Annotated in this window: 20 protein-coding genes; 9 read left to right on the plus strand and 11 right to left on the minus strand. The window is 70.2% G+C overall.

All coding sequences use genetic code 11. The features are described from left to right. Positions 1–231 precede the first annotated feature (231 nt). The gene (locus D892_RS44175) at positions 232–1,335 is read left to right on the plus strand and encodes a hypothetical protein (RefSeq protein ID WP_024805514.1); all 1,104 of its coding nucleotides are present in this window, start codon (positions 232–234) and stop codon (positions 1,333–1,335) included. A 99-nt stretch (positions 1,336–1,434) separates the two neighbouring features. Here the strand turns inward: D892_RS44175 and aspS are convergent, their stop codons facing one another. Then, positions 1,435–3,222 (minus strand): aspartate--tRNA ligase, encoded by a 1,788-nt coding sequence (aspS, locus tag D892_RS0133935; protein ID WP_024805515.1) that lies wholly within the window; start codon positions 3,220–3,222, stop codon positions 1,435–1,437. Positions 3,223–3,467: 245 nt separating this feature from the next. Between aspS and D892_RS0133940 the strand changes: the two genes are divergently transcribed. After that, positions 3,468–4,379, plus strand: a complete 912-nt coding sequence (locus D892_RS0133940; protein ID WP_024805516.1) for a neutral zinc metallopeptidase — start codon at positions 3,468–3,470, stop codon at positions 4,377–4,379. A gap of 206 nt (positions 4,380–4,585) precedes the next feature. Next, complete coding sequence (locus D892_RS0133945; RefSeq protein ID WP_024805517.1) at positions 4,586–5,161, plus strand: hypothetical protein; 576 nt, start codon at positions 4,586–4,588, stop codon at positions 5,159–5,161. Between the two features lie 474 nt (positions 5,162–5,635). On the opposite strand, the gene D892_RS0133950 is transcribed toward D892_RS0133945, so the two are convergent. The 4 genes from D892_RS0133950 to D892_RS0133965 all read right to left on the minus strand — a co-directional run bounded on the left by D892_RS0133950 (position 5,636) and on the right by D892_RS0133965 (position 10,832). Next, the gene (locus D892_RS0133950; RefSeq protein WP_024805518.1) at positions 5,636–6,715 is read right to left on the minus strand and encodes a 2-oxoacid:ferredoxin oxidoreductase subunit beta; all 1,080 of its coding nucleotides are present in this window, start codon (positions 6,713–6,715) and stop codon (positions 5,636–5,638) included. Continuing rightward, positions 6,712–8,637, minus strand: a complete 1,926-nt coding sequence (locus D892_RS0133955) for a 2-oxoacid:acceptor oxidoreductase subunit alpha (protein ID WP_024805519.1) — start codon at positions 8,635–8,637, stop codon at positions 6,712–6,714. The genes D892_RS0133950 and D892_RS0133955 overlap by 4 nt, the downstream gene beginning before the upstream one ends. 120 nt (positions 8,638–8,757) lie before the next feature. Continuing rightward, positions 8,758–9,783: an Rv2578c family radical SAM protein gene (locus D892_RS0133960; RefSeq protein ID WP_024805520.1), complete on the minus strand. Its 1,026-nt coding sequence runs from the start codon at positions 9,781–9,783 to the stop codon at positions 8,758–8,760. Positions 9,784–9,815: 32 nt separating this feature from the next. Beyond that, on the minus strand, positions 9,816–10,832 hold the full coding sequence (locus D892_RS0133965) for an NAD-dependent epimerase/dehydratase family protein (RefSeq protein WP_024805521.1): 1,017 nt from the start codon (positions 10,830–10,832) through the stop codon (positions 9,816–9,818). Positions 10,833–11,071: 239 nt separating this feature from the next. Between D892_RS0133965 and D892_RS0133970 the strand changes: the two genes are divergently transcribed. Further along, the gene (locus D892_RS0133970) at positions 11,072–11,398 is read left to right on the plus strand and encodes a type VII secretion target (RefSeq protein WP_024805522.1); all 327 of its coding nucleotides are present in this window, start codon (positions 11,072–11,074) and stop codon (positions 11,396–11,398) included. 2 nt (positions 11,399–11,400) lie between these two features. Further along, complete coding sequence (locus D892_RS0133975; RefSeq protein WP_024805523.1) at positions 11,401–13,038, plus strand: hypothetical protein; 1,638 nt, start codon at positions 11,401–11,403, stop codon at positions 13,036–13,038. Here the strand turns inward: D892_RS0133975 and D892_RS0133980 are convergent. Next, positions 13,010–14,398 (minus strand): NAD(P)/FAD-dependent oxidoreductase, encoded by a 1,389-nt coding sequence (locus D892_RS0133980; RefSeq protein ID WP_024805524.1) that lies wholly within the window; start codon positions 14,396–14,398, stop codon positions 13,010–13,012. The two genes, D892_RS0133975 and D892_RS0133980, sit on opposite strands and share 29 nt — an antisense overlap. A 218-nt stretch (positions 14,399–14,616) precedes the next feature. Here D892_RS0133980 and D892_RS0133985 point away from each other — a divergent pair, with 218 nt between their 5' ends. Further along, complete coding sequence (locus D892_RS0133985; protein ID WP_024805525.1) at positions 14,617–15,264, plus strand: TetR/AcrR family transcriptional regulator; 648 nt, start codon at positions 14,617–14,619, stop codon at positions 15,262–15,264. A gap of 289 nt (positions 15,265–15,553) precedes the next feature. Continuing rightward, positions 15,554–16,426 (plus strand): TIGR03619 family F420-dependent LLM class oxidoreductase, encoded by an 873-nt coding sequence (locus D892_RS0133990; RefSeq protein ID WP_024805526.1) that lies wholly within the window; start codon positions 15,554–15,556, stop codon positions 16,424–16,426. Positions 16,427–16,452: 26 nt separating this feature from the next. On the opposite strand, the gene D892_RS0133995 is transcribed toward D892_RS0133990, so the two are convergent. The 3 genes from D892_RS0133995 to hisS all read right to left on the minus strand — a co-directional run bounded on the left by D892_RS0133995 (position 16,453) and on the right by hisS (position 19,773). Further along, positions 16,453–17,460 (minus strand): malate dehydrogenase, encoded by a 1,008-nt coding sequence (locus D892_RS0133995; protein ID WP_024805527.1) that lies wholly within the window; start codon positions 17,458–17,460, stop codon positions 16,453–16,455. 305 nt (positions 17,461–17,765) lie between these two features. Then, positions 17,766–18,410 carry a hypothetical protein gene (locus tag D892_RS0134000; RefSeq protein WP_024805528.1) on the minus strand — a complete coding sequence of 215 codons (645 nt, stop codon included), beginning with the start codon at positions 18,408–18,410 and terminating at the stop codon, positions 17,766–17,768. Between the two features lie 85 nt (positions 18,411–18,495). Further along, positions 18,496–19,773, minus strand: a complete 1,278-nt coding sequence (hisS, locus tag D892_RS0134005; RefSeq protein WP_024805529.1) for a histidine--tRNA ligase — start codon at positions 19,771–19,773, stop codon at positions 18,496–18,498. A 116-nt stretch (positions 19,774–19,889) separates the two neighbouring features. Between hisS and D892_RS0134010 the strand changes: the two genes are divergently transcribed. Both D892_RS0134010 and D892_RS0134015 read left to right on the plus strand, forming a co-directional pair. Next, complete coding sequence (locus D892_RS0134010) at positions 19,890–20,762, plus strand: peptidylprolyl isomerase (RefSeq protein WP_024805530.1); 873 nt, start codon at positions 19,890–19,892, stop codon at positions 20,760–20,762. A 464-nt stretch (positions 20,763–21,226) separates the two neighbouring features. Beyond that, complete coding sequence (locus tag D892_RS0134015) at positions 21,227–21,802, plus strand: hypothetical protein (protein WP_024805531.1); 576 nt, start codon at positions 21,227–21,229, stop codon at positions 21,800–21,802. A gap of 180 nt (positions 21,803–21,982) precedes the next feature. Here the strand turns inward: D892_RS0134015 and D892_RS0134020 are convergent, their stop codons facing one another. Continuing rightward, the gene (locus tag D892_RS0134020; protein WP_024805532.1) at positions 21,983–22,384 is read right to left on the minus strand and encodes a DUF4913 domain-containing protein; all 402 of its coding nucleotides are present in this window, start codon (positions 22,382–22,384) and stop codon (positions 21,983–21,985) included. Further along, the gene (locus D892_RS0134025; protein WP_024805533.1) at positions 22,381–24,225 is read right to left on the minus strand and encodes a type IV secretory system conjugative DNA transfer family protein; all 1,845 of its coding nucleotides are present in this window, start codon (positions 24,223–24,225) and stop codon (positions 22,381–22,383) included. The genes D892_RS0134020 and D892_RS0134025 overlap by 4 nt, the downstream gene beginning before the upstream one ends. Positions 24,226–24,255 lie beyond the last annotated feature (30 nt).

A 24,255-nucleotide genomic window follows, 5' to 3' on the forward strand; every position in this document is an offset into this window, starting at 1 on the left:
CTGGATCGTGGTCGGCGGCACCCGGACACCCGTGCCACCGTTGCTTGACACATCCTGCCGGGTCCGGTTGTCTCATCGTCAACTGCCGTGCGCCACACCGCAACCCGGGCGATTCGAAAGGTCCCACCGATGACCCATTCTCCGCAGTCAGGGCCGAGGCCCTCCGGCGACACACCGGCGGAGTCGGGCGGTGAACCGTCCCCGGCGGGGTCCGGACATCATCACGATCCGGTGTCGCCCCCGGCGAGTGGCGGCGCCGAGGATCCGGAGCACGGCACGCACGCGATGCCCGGCGCGACCGGGTACCGCGGGACCGAAGGACCGGCCGGCCCGGGCGGCGCACCGGCGGACCCGCCGCCCGCGGCGCCGCCACCGGCCGCACCCCTACCGCCACCGGTCTCGGGGGCGGCCCCGGTACCCCCGCCCACCCCGGGAGGAGCGCCCGCCTCGGGAGCGCCCCAGCCTCCCGGCGCCGCATCCGGACCGCCCACCGCGGAACAGAGCCGGCAGGTCTACGGTTCGGCCCCGCCCCAGGGCGCGGAGCCGTACCCGACCGCGCCGCCGCCCGGACCGGCCGGACCGCCGACCTCGGAGTGGGGACAGACCGCCGAGATGCCGTCCGGCTACGACGGATACGGCGAGGCGCCACCGCAATCCGGCCAGGCACCACCGCAATTCGGCCGGACGCCACCGCAGGCCGGCGCCCCGGCCGCCCCGTTCGAACTGAGCGTCCCCGACGCGATCGGCTACGGCTGGACCAGGTTCCGCAGCAATTGGATGCCGTGGGTCGCCATCACACTCGTCGGGTTCATCGCCTATCTCGCGGTGACCCTGGTGATCAACGTCGGCAACGTCGACTCGCTGTTGCCGCTGGTGCTGATCTTCCTGGTGGCCTCGATGGTCGTCTGGCTGTTGCAGGCGGCCATGATTCGCGGCGGACTGGCCGAAACCGACGGCACCCCACCGGATTTCCAGGCTTTCTTCGGATTCGTCAACGCCGGCAACGTGCTGCTCACCGCGCTGCTGGTCTTCGTCGCCGCGTGGATCGGCGCGCTGCTGTGCCTCCTTCCCGCCCTGATCGTCGGTTTCCTGTGCATGTTCTCGCTGCACTTCGTGATCGATCGGGACCAGGATCCGTTCACGGCGATCAAATCCAGCGTCCAGCTGGTGGTCACCAATCCCGGATCGACCGCTCTGCTGGCGCTGGCGATCGTCGTGATGACCCTGGTGTCCCTGCTGTTCTGCGCCATCCCGCTGCTGGTCGTGGGCCCGATCAGTGCCATCTCGGTGACCTACGCGTATCGCGTACTGGTCGGCGGCCTCGTCGTCCCCTGAGCCCAGTCGTCCCCTGAGCCCAGTCGTCCCCTGAACCCAGTCGGCCCCCGAGCCCAGCCCGGCCCCCGAGCCCAACCGGCCCCGGAGCGCCCGCCCCCGCTACTTCGCGGGGCGCGGCTTACCGTTCTCGTCCAGCACCACGTCCAGGCCCGCCTCCTTGCGCTGCTGCGCGGTGATCGGGGCCGGGGCGTCGGTGAGCGGATCCACGCCGCCGCCGGACTTGGGGAAGGCGATGACGTCGCGGATGGAATCCACCCCGGACAGCAGCGCGGTGATGCGGTCCCAGCCGAACGCGATGCCGCCGTGCGGCGGCGCGCCGAAGGCGAACGCGTCGAGCAGGAAGCCGAACTTCTCCTGCGCCTCGTCGTGCCCGATGCCCATCACCGTGAACACCCGCTCCTGCACGTCGCGACGGTGGATGCGGATGCTGCCGCCGCCGATCTCGTGCCCGTTGCACACGATGTCGTAGGCGTAGGCCAGCGCCGAACCCGGATCGGTGTCGAAGGTGTCGATCGACTCCGGCTTCGGCGAGGTGAACGCATGGTGCACGGCCGTCCACGCCGAATGCCCCAGGGCCACATCGCCGCTCGCGGTGGCGTCGGCGGCGGGCTCGAACAGCGGGGCGTCCACGATCCACACGAACGCCCAGGCGTCCTCGTCGATCAGGCCGCACCGCCGCGCGATCTCGCCGCGCGCCGCGCCCAGCAGGGCCCGCTGCGGCTTGGCCTCACCGGCGGCGAAGAAGACGCAGTCACCGGGTTCGGCCCCGACATGTTTGGCCAGCCCCTCGCGCTCGGCGTCGCTGAGGTTCTTCGCCACCGGGCCGCCGAGCGTGCCGTCCTCGCCGACCAGCACGTACGCCAGCCCGCGGGCGCCGCGCTGCTTGGCCCACTCCTGCCAGGCGTCGAGCTGCCGGCGCGGCTGGCTCGCGCCGCCCGGCATCACGACCGCACCGACATAGGGGGCCTGGAACACCCGGAACGGCGTGTCCGCGAAGTACTCCGCGCATTCGGTGATCTCCACGCCGAAGCGCAGGTCCGGCTTGTCGGTGCCGTAGCGGCGCATCGCGTCGGCGTAGGTCATGTGCGGGATCGGCGTCGGGATGTCGTAGCCGATCAGCTTCCACAGGGCGACCAGGATGTCCTCGGCCAGCAGGATCACGTCCTCCTGCGTCACGAAGCTCATCTCGACGTCGAGCTGGGTGAACTCGGGCTGGCGGTCGGCGCGGAAGTCCTCGTCGCGGTAGCAGCGCGCGATCTGGTAATAGCGCTCGATGCCCGACACCATCAGCAGCTGCTTGAACAGCTGCGGGCTCTGCGGCAGCGCGTAGAACTTGCCCGGCTGCAGGCGGGCGGGCACCAGGAAATCGCGGGCGCCCTCCGGGGTCGACCGCGTCATGGTCGGCGTCTCCACCTCGACGAACGCGTGGGTGTCCAGCACCTCGCGGGCGGCGGCATTGGCCTTGGACCGCAACCGGATCGCATGCGCCGGGCCCTCCCGGCGCAGATCCAGATAGCGGTACTTGAGCCGGGTCTCCTCGCCGGGCTGCTCGTCCAGCTGGAACGGCAGCGGCGCGGACTCGTTGAGCACCTCCAGCTCGGTCACGTCGACCTCGACGGCACCGCTCGGCAGGTTCGGGTTCTCGCTGCCGTCGGGCCGCTGCTCGACCACGCCGGTGACCCGGATGCAGAATTCGGCGCGCAGCCGGTGCGACTGCTCGGCCGGTTCGCCCTCCCGGAACACCACCTGCGAAACACCCGACGCATCGCGCAGATCGATGAAGATCACGCCACCGTGGTCTCGCCGGCGGGCCACCCAACCGGTGAGGGTGACGGTCAGACCGGCGTGCTCGCTTCGCAGCGAACCAGCCAAGTGGGTGCGCAGCACGGGATTCCTTTCGACGACTCGATGCACCGGCGCGATGTGACCAGGCGCGCCCCAATAGTAGTGAGAGGCGCGCGCCCATCGAAAACCGATATCCGCGCCACGGCGGCACCCGGCCGCGCCGCGGGTAATCGGGCCACGCGCATGACACGCCGCACCGGACGGGTGCGCGGGCCTATCGGACCGGGAACGGCGCCCGGACCAGGTACGATTTCGTTCCGGTTGACCAGCCGTGAGAGAGCGACATCATGACCTTCAACGAGGGTTTTCAGATCGATCCGGACCGGGTGTCGGAGGGCGGCGGCCCGGGGATGGGCGGCAAGCTCGCGCTCGGCGGTGGCGCCGGCGGGTTGATCGTGCTCGTCCTCGCGCTGCTGTTCGGCGGTGATCCCGGATCGCTGCTCGGCCAGTTCACCGGCGCCCCGAACGGCGGCCAGACCACGCAGAATCAGCCGACGCACTGCCGGACCCCGGACGACGCCAACACCTACGTCGACTGCCGGGTCCGCGCCACCGTGCAGAGCCTGGACGCGGTGTGGACCGCGGAGCTGCCGGCACAGACCCGCCGGGAATACTCCGAACCGAAGGTGCGGCTGTTCTCCGGCATTGTGTCCACCGGCTGCGGCGGCGCCTCCAGCGAGGTCGGCCCCTTCTACTGTCCGGCGGATCGCACGGCGTACTTCGACACCAGCTTCTTCCAGGAACTGCGCGACCGATTCGGGGCGCGCGGCGGCCCGCTGGCCGAGGAGTATGTGGTCGCCCACGAATTCGGCCATCACATCCAGAATCTGCTCGGCGACAGCGCCCGGGCGCAGCGCGACCCCAAGGGCCCGGAGTCCGGCTCGGTGCGGCTGGAACTGCAGGCGGACTGCTACGCCGGGCTGTGGGCCCACTACGCCGACGAGATGCCGGCGCCCGGCAGCACCCTGCCGTTTCTCAAGACGCTGACCGACAACGATATTCGCGACGCCCTGTCCGCGGCCGCCGCCGTCGGCGACGACCGCATCCAGAAGGCCTCGACCGGACGCGTGAACCCCGAGGGCTGGACGCACGGCTCCTCCGAACAGCGCCAGCGGTGGTTCCTGTCCGGGTACCGCACCGGCCAGGTCCGCTCCTGCGACACCTTCTCGGCCACCGACCTGAACAGCCCGCCGGCCTGAGCACCGACCGCACTCGCGCCCAGCCGACGGTCGGCTGTGAGTTGCGCTCCCGGTTCGGCAACGGCCGCACGGTCCGCGGATGCGCGCCCGCAGCGAGCCTGAACGCCGGTGTGCGGCAGGTCGGGCGTGTCGCCGACGAAATCCACCGGTACGGTCCACAATCACGGGCGGCGGCGAGGGGCCGCCGGATGAGGAGAGGGCGCGCTATGCGAAGAGTTTCCGCGGCAACACTTTTCCGGAGACGGGCGACCGGCACCGGGTTCGCCCGTGCGTCCGCCGGAGTCGTCCTCGCGGCCACGCTGCTCGGCGCGGGCGCCGTCGCCGCCGGTCCGGTCGCGTCCGAACCCGCCACCGCACCGCCCGCGTCGGTGTCCTTGACACTCACCACGATTCCCGCGGGCTGGCGGGAACGCACCGACCTCCGCCCGACGCTGCAGGTGCAGCCCGACGGGCGTGCCGTCGAGAGCCCCGACGCCACCGATCCGAAGCGCCCGGCCGACACCCCGCCGAAGCAGGTGAACGGCAGGGTGGCCGCCGAGGCGGTGAATTCGGCACTGGCCGAGGCACGCTCGCTCGCGACGGCCGACCTGGGCACCCCGCCGAACGGCGACGCCGGCAGCACCCTGCTGGACTTCCTCGGCACCACCCCCGACCAGGACGTCCACCTGGCGCTGTACGCACCCGACAGCACGGACGGCTGGACCTCCGAACAACTCGCCAACCGCCAGCGCTTCACCGACCTGTGCGCCAAGCTCGTCACTTCCTTCGCTCCGGACCACTGACGGCAGCTCGCTCCAAGCCGAGCAAGCTTATTCCCCCACTATCGTCCGGTTCCCGCCCGAGGCAGGCCACTGTTCGCTGTTCAACGGTCTGCTTCGAGTCGCGAGCATCATCCGCAGGACGGCCATCGCGCGATGATTGCGCTTCGGATCCCGAGCGAGGATGGCGACAACCGCGGCCACCGTTGTGATGAGAGCGTCCGCTGCGCGCTTGATCAGAGCAGCCGCGCAGAGGGTTGCCGACGCGACGGCAAGGACATCCGTGGGTAAGGGCATTGGCGTTGTACTCCTGGCATGGGAACAGAGACAACGCCAGCTCCGGACACCCCTCGGCCCACAGATGGCATTCGTTGTATGCATTGTGCTGCGCACAAGGGATTGCCGCAAATTTGCGAAAGCTCAATGACCGGTCGGCCACCCGTTTCGCCCGACGGACCGAGTGGGACGTGGGCGATCAACAGGCCGCACCCGATTTGCTCAGCCGACGGTCCAGGTCTCCTTACCCGTCAGCAGCTCTTGCAGGGAGTTCTCCCCCACCGGTATGCGTTCGCGAGCCGTCGTCAGCTGGGCGCGGACGCCGTCGTCGTAGGTCGGGCGGGACACGCTGCGGAAGATGCCGACCGGTACGTGCGACAGGTCCTGGTCCGACAGCCGCGACAGCGCGTACGCGTACTCGGGATCCTCGGCGTAGGCGTCGTGCACGACGATCTCGGACTCGGCCACGGCGTCGGTGCGCACCACCTCGAGCCCGAATCCGCTACGCACGACCGCGAATTCGCCCTCCCCGCCGAACCGGACGGGCTCGCCGTGCCGCAGCCGGATCAGGTGCGATTCGGCGTTGTCGCGGCGGAGCGAGTCGAACGAGCCGTCGTTGAAGATCGGGCAGTCCTGCAGGATCTCCACGAAGGAGGTGCCCCGGTGCTCGGCGGCCGCCCGCAGCACCTCGGTGAGCCCGGCGCGGTCGGAGTCCAGCGCCCGGGCCGCGAACGTCGACTCGGCGCCCAGGGCCACCGACAGCGTGTTGAACGGGTGGTCCACCGAACCCATCGGCGTCGACTTGGTGATCTTGCCGCTCTCCGAGGTCGGCGAGTACTGCCCCTTGGTCAGCCCGTAGATCCGGTTGTTGAACAGCAGGATCGTCATGTTCACGTTGCGGCGCAGCGCGTGGATGAGGTGATTGCCGCCGATGGACAGCGCATCGCCGTCGCCCGTCACCACCCAGACCGACAGATCCGGCCGCGTCACGGCCAGGCCGGTGGCGATGGCCGGCGCGCGGCCGTGGATGGAGTGGATGCCGTAGGCGTCCAGGTAGTACGGGAACCGGCTGGAACAGCCGATCCCCGAGACGAACATCAGATTCTCGCGGCGCAGCCCCAACTCGGCGAGGAACCCGCGCACGGTGGCGAGGATGACGTAGTCGCCACAGCCCGGGCACCAGCGCACCTCCTGATCGGAGGTGAAGTCCTTGACCTTCTGCGGCCCGTCCGCGCCGGGCACCCCGGACAGTCCGGTCAGGCCGAGATCGGTTCCGGCGAGCGAGGTTTCGACAATGGTCATCCCTGTCCCCCTGTCGTGCGGTACGTGGCCCGCGCACGCGCGGCGAAGGCCTTGTCCTGCTCCATCTCCGCGATGGAGCCGTCGAGCGCGGCGTCGATGACGCCGACGAGTTCCTGTGCCGAGAAGGCGGTCCCGGCGATCTTGGTCCAGGGCTGCACGTCCACCAGGTACCGGGCGCGCAGCAGGGTGGCCAGCTGGCCACCGTTCATCTCCGGGCAGACCACGGTGTGATAGCGGCGCAGCACCGCACCGGTGTTGGCGGGCAGCGGATTCAGATAGCGCAGATGGGCCTGCGCCACCGGCACCCCGCGCCGGCGGGCGCGCCGGCACGCCTCACCGATCGGCCCGAACGAGCTGCCCCACCCGATCAGCAGCAGTTCCGCCCGGCCGCCCGGGTCGTCGACCTCGAGATCGGGCACCGCGATGCCGTCGATCTTGGCCTGCCGCAACCGGACCATCAGCTCGTGATTGGCCGGATCGTAGGAAATGTTGCCGCTGCCGTCGGCCTTCTCCAGCCCGCCGATGCGGTGCGCGCGGCCCGCCGTGCCGGGAACCGCCAGCGGGCGCGCCAGGGTCTCGGGATCGCGGGCATAGGGCTGGAACGACGAATCCTCGGCCGCCGCCTCGGGTTCGAAGGCCGGGTCGATCGGCTCCAGATCGGCGACGTCCGGAATCGCCCAGGGCTCGGACCCGTTCGCGATCGCGCCGTCGGACAGCAGCAGCACCGGGGTGCGGTAGGTCAGCGCGATGCGCGCCGCCGACACCGCGGTGGCGAAGCAGTCGGCCGGGGACCGCGGCGCCAGCACCGCGACCGGCGACTCGCCGTTGCGCCCGTACAGCGCCTGCAGCAGATCGGCCTGCTCGGTCTTGGTCGGCAGGCCGGTCGAGGGGCCGCCGCGCTGCACGTCGACGATCAGCAGCGGCAGCTCCGTCATCACGGCCAGGCCGATGGTCTCGCTCTTGAGCGCCAGCCCCGGGCCCGACGTACTGGTGACGCCGAGCGAACCGCCCAGCGAAGCACCCAGCGCCGCACCGATTCCGGCGATCTCGTCCTCGGCCTGGAACGTCGCGACGCCGAAGTTCTTGTGCTTGCTCAGCTCGTGCAGGATGTCGGAGGCCGGCGTGATCGGATAGGTGCCCAGGAACACCTGCAGCCCGGACAGCTGCCCGGCCGTCACGATGCCGTAGGCGAGCGCCGTGTTGCCGGTGATCTGCCGGTAGGTGCCCGCCGGCAGCGCCGCCGGGGCCACCTCGTAGGTGGTGGCGAAGGCCTCGGTGGTCTCGCCGTAGTTCCAGCCGGCCCGGAACGCCAGGATGTTCGCCTCCGCGATATCCGGCTTGGCGGCGAACTTCTCGCGCATGAACTGCTCGGTGCCGCCGATCGGCCGCCCGTACATCCACGACAGCAAGCCGAGGGCGAACATGTTCTTCGCGCGCTGGGCGTCCTTCTTGCCGATGCCGGTGGGCTCGGTGGCGGCCATCGTCAGCGAGGTCATGGGCACCCGGTGCACGACGAAATCCGACAGCGTCTCGTCGTCGAGCGGGTCGGCGCCGTAGCCGACCTTGCTCAGGTTGCGCTTGGTGAACTCGTCGGTGTTCACGATCACCGTGGCGCCGCGCGCCAGCTCCTCCAGATTCGCCTTCAGCGCCGCCGGATTCATCGCCACCAGCACGTCGGGCTGGTCGCCGGCCGTGAGGATGTCGTAGTCGGCGATCTGGATCTGGAACGACGACACCCCGGGCAGGGTGCCCTGCGGCGCCCGGATCTCCGCCGGGAAGTTCGGCATGGTGGCGAGGTCGTTGCCGAATGCGGCCGCCTCGTGCGTGAAACGGTCGCCGGTCAGCTGCATACCGTCGCCGGAATCACCGGCGAAGCGGATGACGACCCTCTCGATCTTCTCCGACACATTCTCGTCAGCCATGTGCCCGCATCACTTCCTCGTCGATATGAGGTACCACTGGCCAAGTTACTCCCCCGCACCCCGGACACACCCGAGTTATGTGCGGTCCAACATGATTCGGCAGAACTCGCCGAGCTCGGGTCAGGCGAACAGCGCCAGCTGCGAATCGGGCTGTGGCACACCGTTGTCCGGCTCGTGACGTGGTGTTACGCCGGCGGATCGGTCGCGGTTCAGTCCGTGTCGCGCGAGCAGCGGCTCGACCCGACCACGCAGCCACGCCGAATACTCCGGTGTGACGTACGCCCCACGACCGTACAGTTGCCGGTATCGGCGCAGCAGCGCCGGGTGGTGGGTGCCCAGCCAGTCCAGGAACCAGCCGCGGGTGCTGCCGCGCAGATGCATCGGGAACGCGACCGCGCTCGCCGCGCCGGCCGCCGCGATCTCGCCGAACAACGCGTCCAGGTGTGCCCTGCCATCGGTCAGGCAGGGGATGACCGGCGCCACCATGACGTGCACCGGGAAACCGGCCTCGGTCAGCGCCCGCACCAGCTCCAGCCGGGCCCGCGGCGAGGGCGTGCCCGACTCCAGGGCGCGGTGCAGATCCTCGTCCAGAATGGCGATCGAGACCGCCAGGCTCACCGGCACCACGCCGGCGGCCCCGGTCAGCAGCGGCAGATCGCGGCGCAGCAGCGTGCCCTTGGTGAGGATGGAGAAGGGCGTACCCGACTCGGCCAGCGCGCCGATGATGCCCGGCATCAACCGGTAGCGCCCCTCCGCCCGCTGGTACGGGTCGGTATTGGTGCCCAGCGCCACCCCGTCGCGCCGCCACGACCGCCGGCGCAGTTCGCGCCGCAATACCGCGGCGACATTGGTCTTCACCACGATCTGGGTGTCGAAATCGCGGCCCGCGTCCAGTTCCAGGTACTCGTGACTGCCGCGGGCGAAGCAGTACCGGCAGGCGTGCGAACAGCCGCGCATCGGGTTGATCGTCCACTCGAACGGCAACCCCGAACCCGCCGGCAACCGGTTCAGCGCGCTCTTGCACAGCACCTCGTGGAACGTGACCCCGTCGAACTCCGGGGTCCGCACGCTGCGCACGAAACCGGCCCGCTCGAGGCCGGGGAGGGCCCCGTCATCGGCGTCGAGGGTCTGGTTCTGCCACCGCACCCCTTCCAGTCGAACATCTGTTCTAATCACTGTCAAGCAAGGCTGGGCGCCTCCGGGCGCAGCGCCGCCCCCTGATAAAAGGCGATCAGGTCGCGCACCGTCTCCTCGGTCGGCCGCGGCCGGTAGCCGAGTTCCGCCTCGGCCTTCGACCCGTCCACCACCGGCGCCGACAGCAGCGCGCCCATGGCCGCCTTGGACACCCGGTCGCTGCCGAACAACCTCGCCGCCGGCTCCAGCACCGGCAGCGCCGCCGAGATGACCTTGGGCGGGATCGCGAACGACGGGCCGCGCTTACCGTTCACCGCGGCGGCCATCCGGCTGACCTCGAGCATCGTGACCATCGCGCCGGTCAGCAGATAGTTCTCGCCGGTCCGCCCGTGCTCGCCGGCCAGGATCAGCCCGGCGGCCACATCGCGCACGTCGACCAGGTCGAAGCCGCCGCCGATCATCACCGGCACCCGGCCGCGGGCACAGTCCCGCAGCGTCGTGTTGATCCGGGAGCCGGAATGGTCGACCGGACCGTACACGCCGGTCGGGTTGCAGATCACCGCGTCCAGCCCGGCGTCGATCACGGCCCGCAGCTCGACCTCGCCCTGCGCCTTGGACCGGTCGTAGACCGGCAGGCCGGGATCGACCGACCGCGCCGAATTCTCATCGATGCGACCGCCGCAGGTGTACTGATCGAAGGCGTGGATGGAGCTGGCGTGCACCATCCGGCGCACACCCACCGCGCGGGCGGCCTCGGCCACCACGCGCACGCCCTCGGTGTTCACCCGCCAGGCCAGGTCGTTGCGGTGCGCCAGGGTGATCACCGCGACCAGGTGGTAGACCACCTCGGCGCCGTCCAGGGCGGTACGCAGAGATTCCGGGTCCAGCACGTCGCCGGTCACCCAGGTCACGCCCGGGCCGGCCGTGCCGCGTTCGGGCCCGTCGCCCCAGCCGACCGGCCGAACCCGATCGACCGCCGTCACCTCGTGACCCCCCGCCACCAGCCGGTGGAGCAGATTCGTGCCAAGGAAGCCGGCTGCGCCGGTCACTGCGACCTTCATGGCACCGAGGATATAGAACCCGTTTCAAATTGCAACACGTTCTACTTTTCTCGGATTCCCGGCGGATTCCCGGTCCCGGCCGTCGCGTCCGGTCGAAACGTGTCGCGCTGGTCAGCTATATTGATGCGCAGCCGTCGCCGTCAGCCGACCGGCGATGCGGCGGTGCACGAGCACGACGTTCACGAAGGCTCACGACGTTCACGAAGGCTGATGATCACGATGATTGGGGGGCACATTCGATGACGGAGAATCTTTCCGCCGAGACCGACGCGGTCCGGGCATTCGCCACGACACAGGAGGGGGTCGCCGGCCAGATCGCGGCCGCGGGCGATATGGACGCGGTCGGTCACGTCGCGGCGATGACACCGGTGTTCGGCCTCATCGGGGCAGACTATCTCGCCATGTTCGCGGCGGCACAGGTGTTGCACTGCAAGGACATCAACGACCTGTCGGCCAAGTGTGACCACCTGGGCCGGGCCGCATTCGGCACCGCGGCGGTGTTCGACGACACCGACTCGGCCTTCCAGGGCGCGCTCGGTTCCCTCGGCAACGAGATCGGGGGCTGACCGTGCGCACACTCGATTCCGGCCACGACGGCGGCGTCATCGGGCCACCACCGGCGGCCCCGGCCGAGGCCGCCCCGCTGCCCACGGCCGAGCCCACGATGGCGCCGGCCGACCAGCAGGGCCCGATCCTGGACATCCCGCTGGGCCAGCTACCCGCCGACGTGCCGCAGCCCGAGGCCCCGGCATTCATGCCGTCCCGCAAGGAGTTCGAGGACAACGGGTCGCCCGTGTCCGGCATGCCGCACGCGTCCGGTCCGGGCGGTTCCGGTGCGCCCGAGGCCGCGGCGGCGCAACCGTCCGGATTCGACGATCCCGCCTCTCCCTTGCTCGGCGCCGCGCACGGCGCGATCGATGGCGCGCAGGGCGTGGTGGGCGATGCGCAGGGCCTGCTCGGCGGCGCGCACCAGGCGGTGAACAACGCCGCCGGCGGGCTCGGCGGCGCGGCCTCGGCGGCGCAGAACGCGACCACGCCGGCCGTCGCGGGTGTGCAGAATGCCGCCGGTGTACCGGGAGCCGCCATGCCCGCCGATCCGGCCGCGGCCCTGATGAGCGGCCTCGCGCTGCCCGCCGTGCCGGGTATCGACATGCTGTTCAAGCCCTTCCTGGACATGCTGTCCTCGTTCGGCACCGGCGTCATGGGCGCGCTCAACCCGGCCACCCTGCTGAGCCAGTCCTCGCAGGTGATCCAGAGTGCTATGCAGGTCGGCCAGGGCGCCCTGAAGAGCGTCGGCGAGCTGTGGCAGGGACAGGCGTCGCGCAGCGCGCAGGCCGCCGGCCAGCAGACACAGGCCCACGGCGAGGACACCGCCCAGCGCGGTCTGGACATCTCCAAGCTCACCGAGGAGGCCGCGGCCGTGGTGCAGCGTGGCAACGTGCAGCTCACCGCGGTCGCCAATTCCCTTGCCGCACAGGCTTCCGCGCTGGCGCCGGTGATCCTCACCCCGCCGGGGCAGGCCACGCTGATCGGCCTGGCCACCGAACATCTGGGCCAGGCCGTGACGATCGTCAACGCCACCCGCGGCGAGCTCGGGGGCTACACCGGTCAGCTGTCGAACGTCGTGCAGCAGGTGGTGGGCGCCAGTGGCGCCCCGAATCCGGCCGAGGTCGCGCAGTCGATGGCGCAGAACATCGGCCAGCCGATCATGGAGCAGGCGCAGGGGCTGGCCTCGGGCGCCGGCTCGGACACGATGACGGCGGGCCTCGGCGACTCCACCGACCCGGGCATCGCGACGCACGCGTCGTCGTTCGGCGGCAACGGCGCACATCCCGGCTCGGGCGGCGGTGGCGGCCTCTCCGGCGGCGGGCTCGGCGGTATCAGCGGCGGCGCGGGCGCCACGCCCGGCGGCCCCGGCGGTGCGGCCGTCGGGAAGCCCGGCGCGATGCCCGGAATGCCCTTCGGCCCCGGTATGCCGGGCGCGGCCGGCACCTCCGGTATGGCCGGTTCCGGCTTCATGGGCGCCCCCGGCATGGCGGCCGGCCAGCGCAACAACGAGGAAGAGCACGACCGCACCGTGCAGCCCTACCAGAGCCCCACGGGCAACACCGATCTCACCGGGCAGCTGGGCGAGACCACACCCGAGGTCATCGGCCAGACCCACCACGACGAGATCATCAACGACTACGAGATGGATCAGCTGTAGGAGCGGGCCGCAGCGTGTCGGAGCGCAGCGCGGTGTGCGTGGTGAGCCATTCGGCCGCGCTGTCGCGCACCTCGCGCACCACATCGGCGACGACCGGAACGGGATGGTGGCGGCCACGCCACAGCGCGCCCGCCGCGAAGCGCGCGCTGCGGGCGGCCGAGTTGAGCTCGCCCGGGCGGCGGGTGCGGCTGAAGATGCCGGTGACCATTTCGGCCAGTTCCGGATCGTGCGTCGCCGCTCGGTAGAGTTCGATCTCCAACGGGCGCATCGTCTCTCCGCGCGCCAGCCGGTTGGTCCAGTGGTAGATCTCGCGGCATTCGCGCACCCGCCGCCGGTCCCAGGCGGCGACCGCGTCGTCGAGCCGCCGCGCGTCATCGAGCACCGGGGCGACCGCCTCTCCCAACAGTCGTCCGTAGTGCAGCGCGTCGCGGATGCCCTGCGCGGTGACGGGATCCTTGAAATGGCCGGCATCGCCCGGCAACGCCCAGCCCGGGCCCGACGACCGGCGGAAGTACGAGGCCAGTCCCGTCGCCGACCGTACCCGGCCCACCCGCTCACAGCCCCGCAACCGGGCCCCCAGTTCCGGTATCCGCTCGATCGCCTCGGTGTAGCGATGTTCGGCCGCACCGGGCCGGCGGGGACTCGGGCCGGTGGGCGGCTGCACCAGGCACAGCAGCAAGCCGTCGTCGCACGGGAACGCGGTGCCCAGATCGGCACCGGTCCGCCACTGGGCGGCGATGTGCCGCCGGTCCGGGGCACTGTCGCGCCAGTAGGCGAAATAGCAGTCCCGCCCGCTCGGGACCTCGGCGAACGGGCGTTCGGCCCCCACCAGCCGGGCGATGGTGCTGCGCCGCCCGTCGGCACCGACGACCAGCCGGGCCGCGATCTCGGCCTCGGCACCGGCGGCGTTCGTATATCGCACGCCGACGCAGCGCCGTCCGTCCCAGACGACATTCGTGACCCGGCACCGTTCCCGGATTTCGGCGCCCGCCGCGGCCGCCGTGCGGACGAGGACGCCGTCCATCCCGGTGCGGCGCACGCACATCGCGTAGTCGATCCCGTCGAGCGCCGGAAACGCCGATCCGATGCCGTGCCCCTCTCCCCCGGCGTACGCCCGGGTCAGCCGGGGCGCGCCCAGCTCCGCCACGCCGTCGAGCGCGCCGAGCCGCCGGAGTTCGGCGACCCCGGCCGGCCAGAGCAGGTGCGTGGACAGGGTGTCGGACGGGAAATGGGCGCTGTCCAGCACGATCACCCGCCGCCCGGCCCGGGCCAGGGCGGCGGCCGTCGCGGTACCCGCACAGCGGGCGCCGACCACGACCACATCGGCCCGCTCGACCGCCGAGGCAGGGGAGTCGCCCATACATACCGCCTCGGTCATCAAGTCTCGGACAGTTTGTCCGATTCGATGGTGCGGCCGCCGGCGGCGAAAGTCAACGACCGCGCCGACATTGTCCGAGACAGCAAGGCGGCCCCCCGCCGCCGCGAGTTCCCCGCGAACGGCGGGCACAATGGCCTCATGACATGCGCGAGCGGAGGTATACCGGGCCGGTCGACCCGGGCAGTGTCGGAGGCCGAGCGTTGCCGTCACTGACCCGCGTTCCGAAACACGCGCGCAAGCCCACCGATGACCGCCGTGCCGAGTTCGAACAGCGTGTGCTCGCCGCCGTGGAGGATCTCCTCGCCGACGGCACCCCGTACACCGAGATCGCCGTGCAGCGGATCGCCGCGGCCTCGAGCTCCGCCCGATCGACGTTCTACCGCTACTTCCCGGACAAGAGCCAGTTGCTGATCCGGATGGCCGATCTGGCCGCCACCGACCTGTTCCAGGCGGCCGAGAGCTGGTGGAGCGCCGAGCACACCGACCGCCAGGCCGGCGTCGTGCGGGCCATCGGCGCCATGATCGCCGGTTTCCGCCGGCACCGCTACCTGCTGCTGGCGCTGAACGAGGTGGCCGCCTACGACCGCGATGTCGGCGCCTACTGGCGCACCCGCGTGGCGACGTTCACCGCGATGGTGCGCGCCCGCCTGGAGGCCGACCGCGAGGCCGGCCGGATCAGCGCCGACGTCGACCCCGCCGCCACGGCGCTGGTGCTGACCTCGATGGTGGAGCGCGCCATCACCACCGCGTTCTCCGCCGATACCGGCATCGGAGACCACGCACTGGCCACCACCCTGGGGCGGGCGATCTGGTTGGTCGTGTACGGAGACGCACCCGGCCCGGCGTGAATCGACTGTTCGCCCAGCATCCTCACTCGACATAGAACACGTTTCATAATCCCGCCCTCCAGCACGCTGCTCAGGTATCTGTTCCTACACGCCGGAGCCCTCGAATACCCGCCGGAACCGCCGGTCAGAGCGACACGTCGGGCGATTTCGTGACAGCTCCGATCGGTCCGGGCTAGGATCTCGACGTCAATTGGAATTTGTTCTAGTTCTGTCGCCCGGCCGAGGGCGGCGCGGTGAGCGGCCGACCCGTGCGGCCGGGCACCGATCAGCGAGCCGAGAGGATGCCTCGATGCGCTTCACCTATGCGGAGGCGATGACCGATCCCGCGCACTACATACCGCTGGCGCAGGCCGCGGAGGCCGCCGGATTCGACGGCATGACGATCGCCGACAGCATCGCGTATCCCGCCGAATCGGATTCGACATACCCCTACACCCCGGACGGGTCGCGCGAATTCCTGGACGGCAAGCCGTTCATCGAGACCTTCGTACTCGCCGCGGCGCTGGCCGCCGCGACCACCCGGCTGCGGTTCAACCCGTTCGTGATCAAGCTGCCGATCCGGCCGCCGGTGCTGGTCGCCAAGCAGGCCGCCTCGGTGGCGGCGCTCAGCGGCAACAGGTTCGCGCTCGGCGTCGGAATCAGCCCGTGGCCGGAGGATTTCGACATCATGGGGGTGCCGTTCGAGCGGCGCGGCAAGCGCATGGACGAATGCATCGAGGTGGTGCGCGGGCTGTGCACCGGCGAATACTTCGAGTACCACGGCGAGTTCTACGACATCCAGAAGATCAAGATCACCCCGGCGCCGACGGAGCCGCTGCCGATCCTGGTGGGCGGGCACAGCGATGCCGCGCTGCGCCGCGCGGTGCGGCTGTGCGACGGCTGGATGCACGCCGGCGGCGATCCCGGGGAACTGGACCGCATGCTGAACCGGCTCACCGAATTGCGTTCGCAGAGCGACCGTTCCGGGCCGTTCGAGATCCATGTGGCCTCGATGGACGCCTACACCACCGACGGCATCAAGCGGCTGGAGGACAAAGGCGTCACCGATGTCATCGTCGGATTCCGGTACCCCTACACCCCCGGTCCGGATACCGAGCCCCTCGACACCAAGATCGCCCATCTGGAACGCTACGCGGAATCCGTCATCGCCAAGTGCGAATAGCGCGGGCGTAGCCGGGGCCGGGCCGGTCAGCGCTTCTTGGCGAAGCCGAGATCGATGACCGCGTCCCGCTCGGACACCAGCTCGGCCACGCTGAGATCGATGCGCTCACGGGAGAATTCGCCGATCGGCAGATCGGGGACGACGGTGTAGCCGCCGTCGGCGCAGGTGACGGGGAACGAGCTGATCAGGCCCTCGGGAACGCCGTAGGAGCCGTCCGACGGCACCGCCATCGACACCCAGTCGCCGGCCGGGGTGCCCAGCACCCAGTCGTGGATGTGGTCGAGGGCCGCGCTCGCCGCACTGGCCGCCGACGACGCGCCGCGGGCCTGGATGATGGCGGTGCCACGCTGCTGCACGGTCGGAATGAAATCGTCACGGACCCAGGCGATGTCGTCGACCACGTCGACGGCGAGGCGATCCTCGACGAGGGCATGGGTGAGATCGGGGTACTGGGTGGCCGAGTGGTTGCCCCACACGCTCATCCGGCGGATGCGGGCGGCCGGCGCGCCGGTCTTCTTCGCCAGCTGCGCGACGGCGCGGTTGTGGTCGAGCCGGGTCAGCGCGGTGAACCGTTCGACCGGCACGTCGGGCGCATTGCTCATCGCGATGAAGGCGTTGGTATTGGCCGGATTGCCGACGACCAGCACCTTCACGTCGTCGGCGGCGCTGGCGTTGAGGGCCGCGCCCTGTTCGGTGAAGATCGGGCCGTTGGCGGCGAGCAGATCCCCGCGCTCCATTCCGGCGGTGCGCGGCCGCGCGCCCACCAAAAGCGCCACACCGGCACCGTCGAACCCGACCCACGGGTCGTCGCTGATGTCGACCGATCGGAGCAGCGGGAACGCGCCGTCCTCGAGCTCCATCGCCACGCCCTCCAGGGCGCCGACCGCCGCGGGCACCTCGAGCAGCCGCAGCCGGACCGGCGTCTGTGGCCCGAGCATCGCCCCGGAGGCGATCCGGAACAGCAAACCGTAGGCGATCTGACCGGCGCCGCCGGTCACGGTGACGGTCACGGGCGTGCGGGCGGTCGGGCTCACGACAACTCCTCCGGATCGACGGCTTCCCCGCCAACCCTAATGAGACGCACCGCGCGAAACCCCGAGGCGTGAGCAAGTAGACAGACACCTGGCAGTGCGCCACCCGGCGCACCGGCGAGGCCGGACATCCACCGCACTCCCGTGCGAGACATTCACCGCACGCCCGCGCGAGACATTCACCGCACGCCCGTGCGAGTCGGCGACAACCGCGGGGCCGCCCCCTCGGACGCCCCGCACCGAACCCGCCTGGAGCGAAGGCCGCATGCGGCACCGTGGGGACGAAATGGCCGCAACCGCACCGTCGTTCACTCCAGGGTGGCGATCTCCCGGTCGCTCAGCACGACCGGCTGCACCGCGTCCTTGGCGCGCACCAGTTGCACCGCGCGATACAGCGGGCGCTCGTCGAGCACGGCGTCGCGCGCCTCGGCGCGCAGCTGGCCGACCAGCAGATCCGAAATCGCCAGGGCCGCAGCCAGATTGCTGGAAGCCAGGGCATCCGCCAGCGTCCGCAGGCCCAGGATGTGCAGTTCGCGGCCGCTGCCCGCATCGGTGTACATGGCCAGCGGAACCACCTGCACGGACGGCCCCGCGGTCACCCGCAGCACGATGCGGCTCAGCCGGCCCGGAAAGACCGCGAGCTCCGCCCCGCCCGCCTCCGAGATGTCCAGCCGGCGCGCACCGAACAGCGTCCGCGCCTCGATCATGCTGCCGGACAACCATATTCGCCGCCGCTGGACCGCTATCGCGTAGAGCGCGGTCGGCGCGCCGAGCATCACCCCGGCCAGCACCGCCACCGGCCAGCTCACCAGCAGCACCAGCAGCACCGCGACGACCACGCCGACCACACAGGCGATCACCGTCAGCCGCCGCAGCATCGGCGCGTACAGTTCGGGGGCGATCAGATCCAGGCCGACCCGTTGCGGCCGTTCGGGATTCGAGTGTTCAGTCACGCGTTCACATTCGTCCGTCATTCGGCGAACGCCCCGCCCCGCCGCCGCATCACGGCGGGCCGGGCGAGCCGTTCCGGTGACCGTACTACCGATCGCCGGCCAGGGCGGCGGCGACCGCGGCGACCGCGTCGTCGAGCGGGATCTGCCGCTGGTCACCGGTGGCCAGATCCTTCAGGCCGATCTCGCCGGCGGCCAGGTCGCGGTCGCCCAGTACCAGGGCGAATTTCGCGCCCGACCGGTCGGCGGCCTTCATCGCGCCCTTCACGCCGCGCCCGCCGTAGGCGAGGTCGACCCGGACGCCGGCCGCGCGCAGCCGACCGGCCAGCACCACCAGCCGGCTCTTGGCCGCCTCGCCCAGCGGCACCCCGAACACGTCGACCTGGGCCGGATCGGCCGCCGTGCGGCCCTCCGCCGCGAGCGCCAGGATGGCCCGGTCCACGCCCAGGCCGAAACCGATGCCCGACAGCGGTTGTCCGCCCAGTTCCGCCATCAGCCCGTCGTAGCGGCCGCCGCCGCCGATGCCCGACTGCGCGCCCAGCCCGTCGTGCACGAACTCGAACGTGGTCTTGGTGTAGTAGTCCAGCCCGCGCACCATCCGCGGATTCAGGACGTACGGCACGCCGAGCCCGTCCAGATTCCCGAGCACCTGTTCGAAGTGTTCCTTCGCCGAATCGGACAGGTGGTCGACCATCAGCGGGGCCTCGGCGGTCAGCTCCCGGACCTCCGGCCGCTTGTCGTCGAGCACCCGCAGCGGATTGATCTGCGCGCGCCGCCGCGTCTCCTCGTCCAGCGGCAGCCGGGACAGGAACTGCTGCAACAGTTCCCGGTACTGCGGGCGGCAGGTGTCGTCGCCCAGCGAGGTGATCTCCAGCCGGAATCCCGCCAGGCCGAGCGAGCGGAAACCGGCGTCGGCGACGGCGATCACCTCCGCGTCCAGCGCCGGATCGTCCACCCCGATGGCCTCCACGCCGACCTGTTGCAGCTGCCGGTAGCGGCCGGCCTGCACGTTCTCGTAGCGGAAGAACGGGCCCGCGTAGCAGAGCTTGACCGGCAGGGCGCCGCGGTCGAGCCCGTGCTCGATCACCGCGCGCATCACCGAGGCCGTGCCCTCGGGGCGCAGCGTCATGCTGCGGTCCTTGCGGTCGGGGAAGGTCCACATCTCCTTGCTGACCACGTCGGTGGACTCGCCGACGCCGCGCGCGAACAGCCCCGTCTCCTCGAAGATCGGCAGCTCCGCATGCCCGTAACCGGCCAGCCGGGCGGCCCGGACGAGTGCGTCGCGCACGGCGACGAACTGCGCGGAGTCGGGCGGCAGGTAGTCCGGGAAACCCTTCGGGGCGGCGAAGCTGCTGGTCTTGGTCACGATCGTCCAGTCTCGCGCACTCGACACCCAATAGTCCAACTACTTACAGCCTCGTCTCAGGGAGTAATGGCACACTCTTAGGCCGGAAGCAGACCAACACGCGGGAGGAACTGGTAGTGCCGAGCAACGAACAGCGGCGAGAGGCGGCCAAACGCAAGCTGGATCGACGACTGGCCCGACAGGCCGAGCGGGCCCGCAAGCGCAAGCGACTCACCATCGCCGGATCCGTGTTCGGTGTCGTCGTCATCGCCGCGGCCGCGGCCGGTGTCTACTACTTGACCCGCGGCGACGACCAGGACGCCGCGGCCGCCGGCCCGGACACCTCGCAGTCGGAGACCCCGAAGGCCGGACCGCCGCCGGAGCCGAAGGCCGAGCCGGCGACCGTCAGCTGCTCGTACCGGGACAACGGCCAGGCGGCCAAGCCGGTCCAGAAGCCCACCGAGGCCGACGTCTCCACGACCGGGGCGCACACCGTCGCCATCCAGTCCAGCCAGGGCCCGATCGGCATCCAGCTCGACGCCGGCGCCTCGCCGTGCACGGTCAACAGTTTCGTGAACCTGGTGAACCAGGACTACTACACCGGCACGCCGTGCCACCGGCTCAGCACGCAGGGCCTGAAGATGTTGCAGTGCGGCGATCCGACCGGCAAGGGCGACGGCGGCCCGGGCTACGGCTTCGACAACGAATATCCCACCGACCAGTACGACCCCCAGCAGCTGCAGGCCAACCCGGAGCCGGTGCAGTACAAGCGCGGCGTGGTCGCCATGGCCAACACCGGTCAGCCCGGGAGCAACGGCAGCCAGTTCTTCCTGCTCTACGGCGATTCCGAGCTAGCGCCGAACTACACCATCTTCGGCACCGTGGACGAGGCCGGGCTGCAGACCCTCGACAAGATCGCGGCGGCGGGCGACGACGGCTCGATGAATCCGAAGCCCGGCGGGGGCAAGCCGAACCTGCCGGTCACCTTCGACTCGGTGAAGATGGCCTGACCGAAACACCTTCCGCCACCGCGACTTCGGGATGCGCGCCGGTGGCGGGCCCGGCGCCGGACGCAGGAGCCGGGCCCGCCGCCACGCGCCGGCGGAGGGCGCCTGCCAAGCCCCCTCACGGGTATTCCGCGGCCGCTGGGCCTGTCGTGCTGACACAGGAGGCCCGGTCGGCGCATTCTGAGATCGGAGAACATCCGGCGATTCGAGCTCGGTGTCGGAATTGTGCGATATATGCTTTTCCGGCACGGCACCGGTAAGGCTGCCCTGCGTTCGCGCTGGTAATCTCGAAGAACGGAGTACGAAACGGCGTAGTAGGCCCCACCGGGCAAGACGACCGCCGGATCGTACTCCCGGTGTCTTGTGCAGGCGGGGGCACCGGCATCCGAATCACCGTTCGGGTGGCAGTGCCCAGGACGAAGCACCACAATCATCCATAGTGATCACCGCAGCATCGGGGAGCAGGCATGGCCGAGGAACTCGACGACATCGGCCGCGAGACAGCGGCATTGATGAGGCAGATGTTGCAGATCGCGACCTTGGTCGCGCTGCGCACTCGAGAGCGTGGCCAGCGTGAGGCCGAGGCGCGCGTCAAGATGACCCAGGAGCGAGCCAAACAGGCGCGCGAGCGGATGCTCCGCGACGCCCGCGAGGCGAAGGCCAAGGATCCGCGCAACCTCGAGCTGGCCCGCATGTTGCACAAGCCCGTACTGGAGAAGGGCGTCTCCCTGGAGCGGGACCGCTTCGCGACGCCGGCCGCCGCGACCTCCACCGCCTCCACCGCACGTCGTACCGCGGAATCCACGGCACGCGCCAAGGTCCGCGAGGTGGAGCGCTACGACTCGATCGAGCGCCGGCAGGCGCTGGCCGCCCATCTCAGCCGCGTCGGGGTCGCCCCGGAGCTGACGGCGGTGCGCATGCTCCTCGAAGTCAGCCAGGCGCATCCGCCGCAGGCCGCGGTCGGCACCAAGCCCGGCGAGGCCCTGCGAGCCAGCCGCGCGCGAGAACTCGAAGAGCGCGGTCGCGAGCGCGTGCGGCAGTGAGCCGAGTCGGCGGGTGCCCGCACCCGCCGTTCTCCCTGTACCCCGCCATACCGGCACCGCCTCCGGTTCATTACCGGTAGGCCCGGACATTCCGCCGGTGATGTCTCGCCCTCTGATGTCGACATGCCTCCGCCCCGTCATGCCGGCATATTTCGGCCGGGACGACGGGGCGGGCGGGACTCAGGAGCTGAGGTGCCCCGCGGCCGGATTGACGGTCGGATTGTCGAACATGCCCTGCTGTGGCGCCTTCAGAGGTAGCGGACTGAGCATGTCCCGGTGGCCGTTTCGGACGCTGCAGTATTTGAACGGCCCGCGCGGATCGAACAACTTGGTCATGTGGGGGTCGGCGTGCTCCAGGAACCAGATGCTCATCCCCGTCGTCGTGTCCTGGCGCAGATACTCCCACGCCCGCCACAGCGCATCCAGCCGCACCACGGCCTCCGCATGCTGGTACCACTCCGGGCACCACACGGTGTCGGTGAGGTCGGTGACCTGCCGCCGGTAGACGAGGCTCAGGTAGTTCTCCACGAACTCGGCCACGTTCGCGTAGATCGGGCCCTTTTTCTGTTCCTGTTCACTCACAGCGGCTTGACCTCCTGGGGCTGTCCGTAGGTGGGCGGCGGCGGGTTGTCGGGCGTACTCCGGGACTCGACGAGATCATCGATCGTGGTCTGCGTGCGCTGCGGGTCGTGGTGCTCGATCGACCGCTTCACCTCGTCGGCTTGCGGACCCTCCCACCAGGGCACGGTGCGTACCAGCGTCGCCGGGGAACCCGACGAGAACACGACGGCGCGGCCGTGCGGCAAGGTCACCAGGGCATTCACGTTGAGCGTGCGCGACGATCCCAGCGACTTCGAATAGCTCTTGCCACCCTTGGATTCCGAGACCGACGCCGAGATCGCGTCGTAGTCGCCGATCGCCTCCGAGCGAGCGGTCAGGAACTTGATGTCGTCGATGCCACTGCCGATCACCTTGATATTGGCCGCGGCCCACAGCGCCTCCATTCCGGCCTCACCCCAGCAGCGCACACCCTGCGCCCACGACTGCAGCACCGTCATGACGACGATGCCGCGCGAGCCGAAGTGGCTGTACTGCTTGGGCAGGTCCTTCCAGCGCACGATGTTGGCCGCCTCGTCCAGGACGGCCAGCAGCGGAATGGGCAGCCGGCCGCCGCGCGAGTGCGCGGCCTTCCACATCGCACGATCGATGACGGCCTCGGTGAGCGCGCTCACCAACGGTCCCGCCGAGCCGCGCCCCTCCAGCGACAGGCAGTACAGGGTCCAGTTACCCTCCAGGAACTCCAATTCGTCGAATTGGTAGCGGGATTCGTTGCCGCTGGTGACCCACTGATGGACATTCGACAGCTTCAGGCAGCGGATCATCTTCTTGGCGGTCCCGAAGATGCCGCTCTTGGTCCGTGGTTCGGAGTTGTACTGCTGCGCCAGACCCGAGGCCGAGAAGTTCAGGCCTGCGATTCCGTAGTAACTCGCGCTGTTGCGCAGGATCTCCACCGGTTCACCGTTGTTCGGGTTCGTGACCCATTCCCAGACCTGGGTGATCGGGTAGTTGGCCGCGGAGGCCGCCAGAAAGAGCCCCGCCAGCAGATCCTCGGCCTCGGGGTCGAAGTACGTGTCGCGGGTGTTGTCGGCGCCGTCGTCACCGTCGGCGAAGTGCCCGGCCAGCCGGGACGCACGCATCTCACAACCCTCGCGGGGCGCGTCCACCCACCGCAGCGGATCCCAGAACCATCTCGGCTCCTCGCCCGCGACGCCCTGCGGATCGAAGACGAAGGTCCGCGAGCCCTTGGTCTCCCGCACATCTCGCGTCGCGTCGACCACGTCGCGCTTGTTCGACGTGGCCAGCACCGGCCCGACCGCGCTCAGGATCGCCGGGATCACCCGGGACGTCGTCTTGCCCTGACGCGGCCCCCAGATGTCCAGGTGCAGATCCTCGTAGGAGCCGTACAGCGGGATGCCGTCGGACACCGAGATGCCGATCGGCACACCGGGCGCGTCGTCGTAGCCCAGGCGCACCCCGAGCTGCTCCGCCTTGGCCCGCACACCGGATTCGGTGAGCGAGGCGATGGCGCCGCCGCTGCCCATGTACTGGGCCTTGTCGTCGACCGGGAGCTTGCCCTTGCTCTTGTTCTGCTTCATCCGGCGCCGCACCACGACCACCGCGATCACGGCGAGTACCACCAGGATCAGGATCACCGTCGCGGCGCGCGGCCACTCGAACTTGCCCCGCGCCAGGCCCGCGACGATCGCGATCGGATTGATCGGGATGTCCTGCTTGGTCACCGACAGTTGGTTGCCGAGATGCAGTGCGAGCCACACGGTTCCGAGTACCGCGAAGCCGATGTAGATCATGTACAGGGTGAGATCCGGCCCCGGATCGGCCGGATCCTTTACCTTCTTCGCCATCTCCGCCTCCTGGGGTGACCGTATAGGGTG

The sequence above is a fragment of the Nocardia sp. BMG51109 genome, from assembly GCF_000526215.1.
GTDB lineage: Bacteria > Actinomycetota > Actinomycetes > Mycobacteriales > Mycobacteriaceae > Nocardia.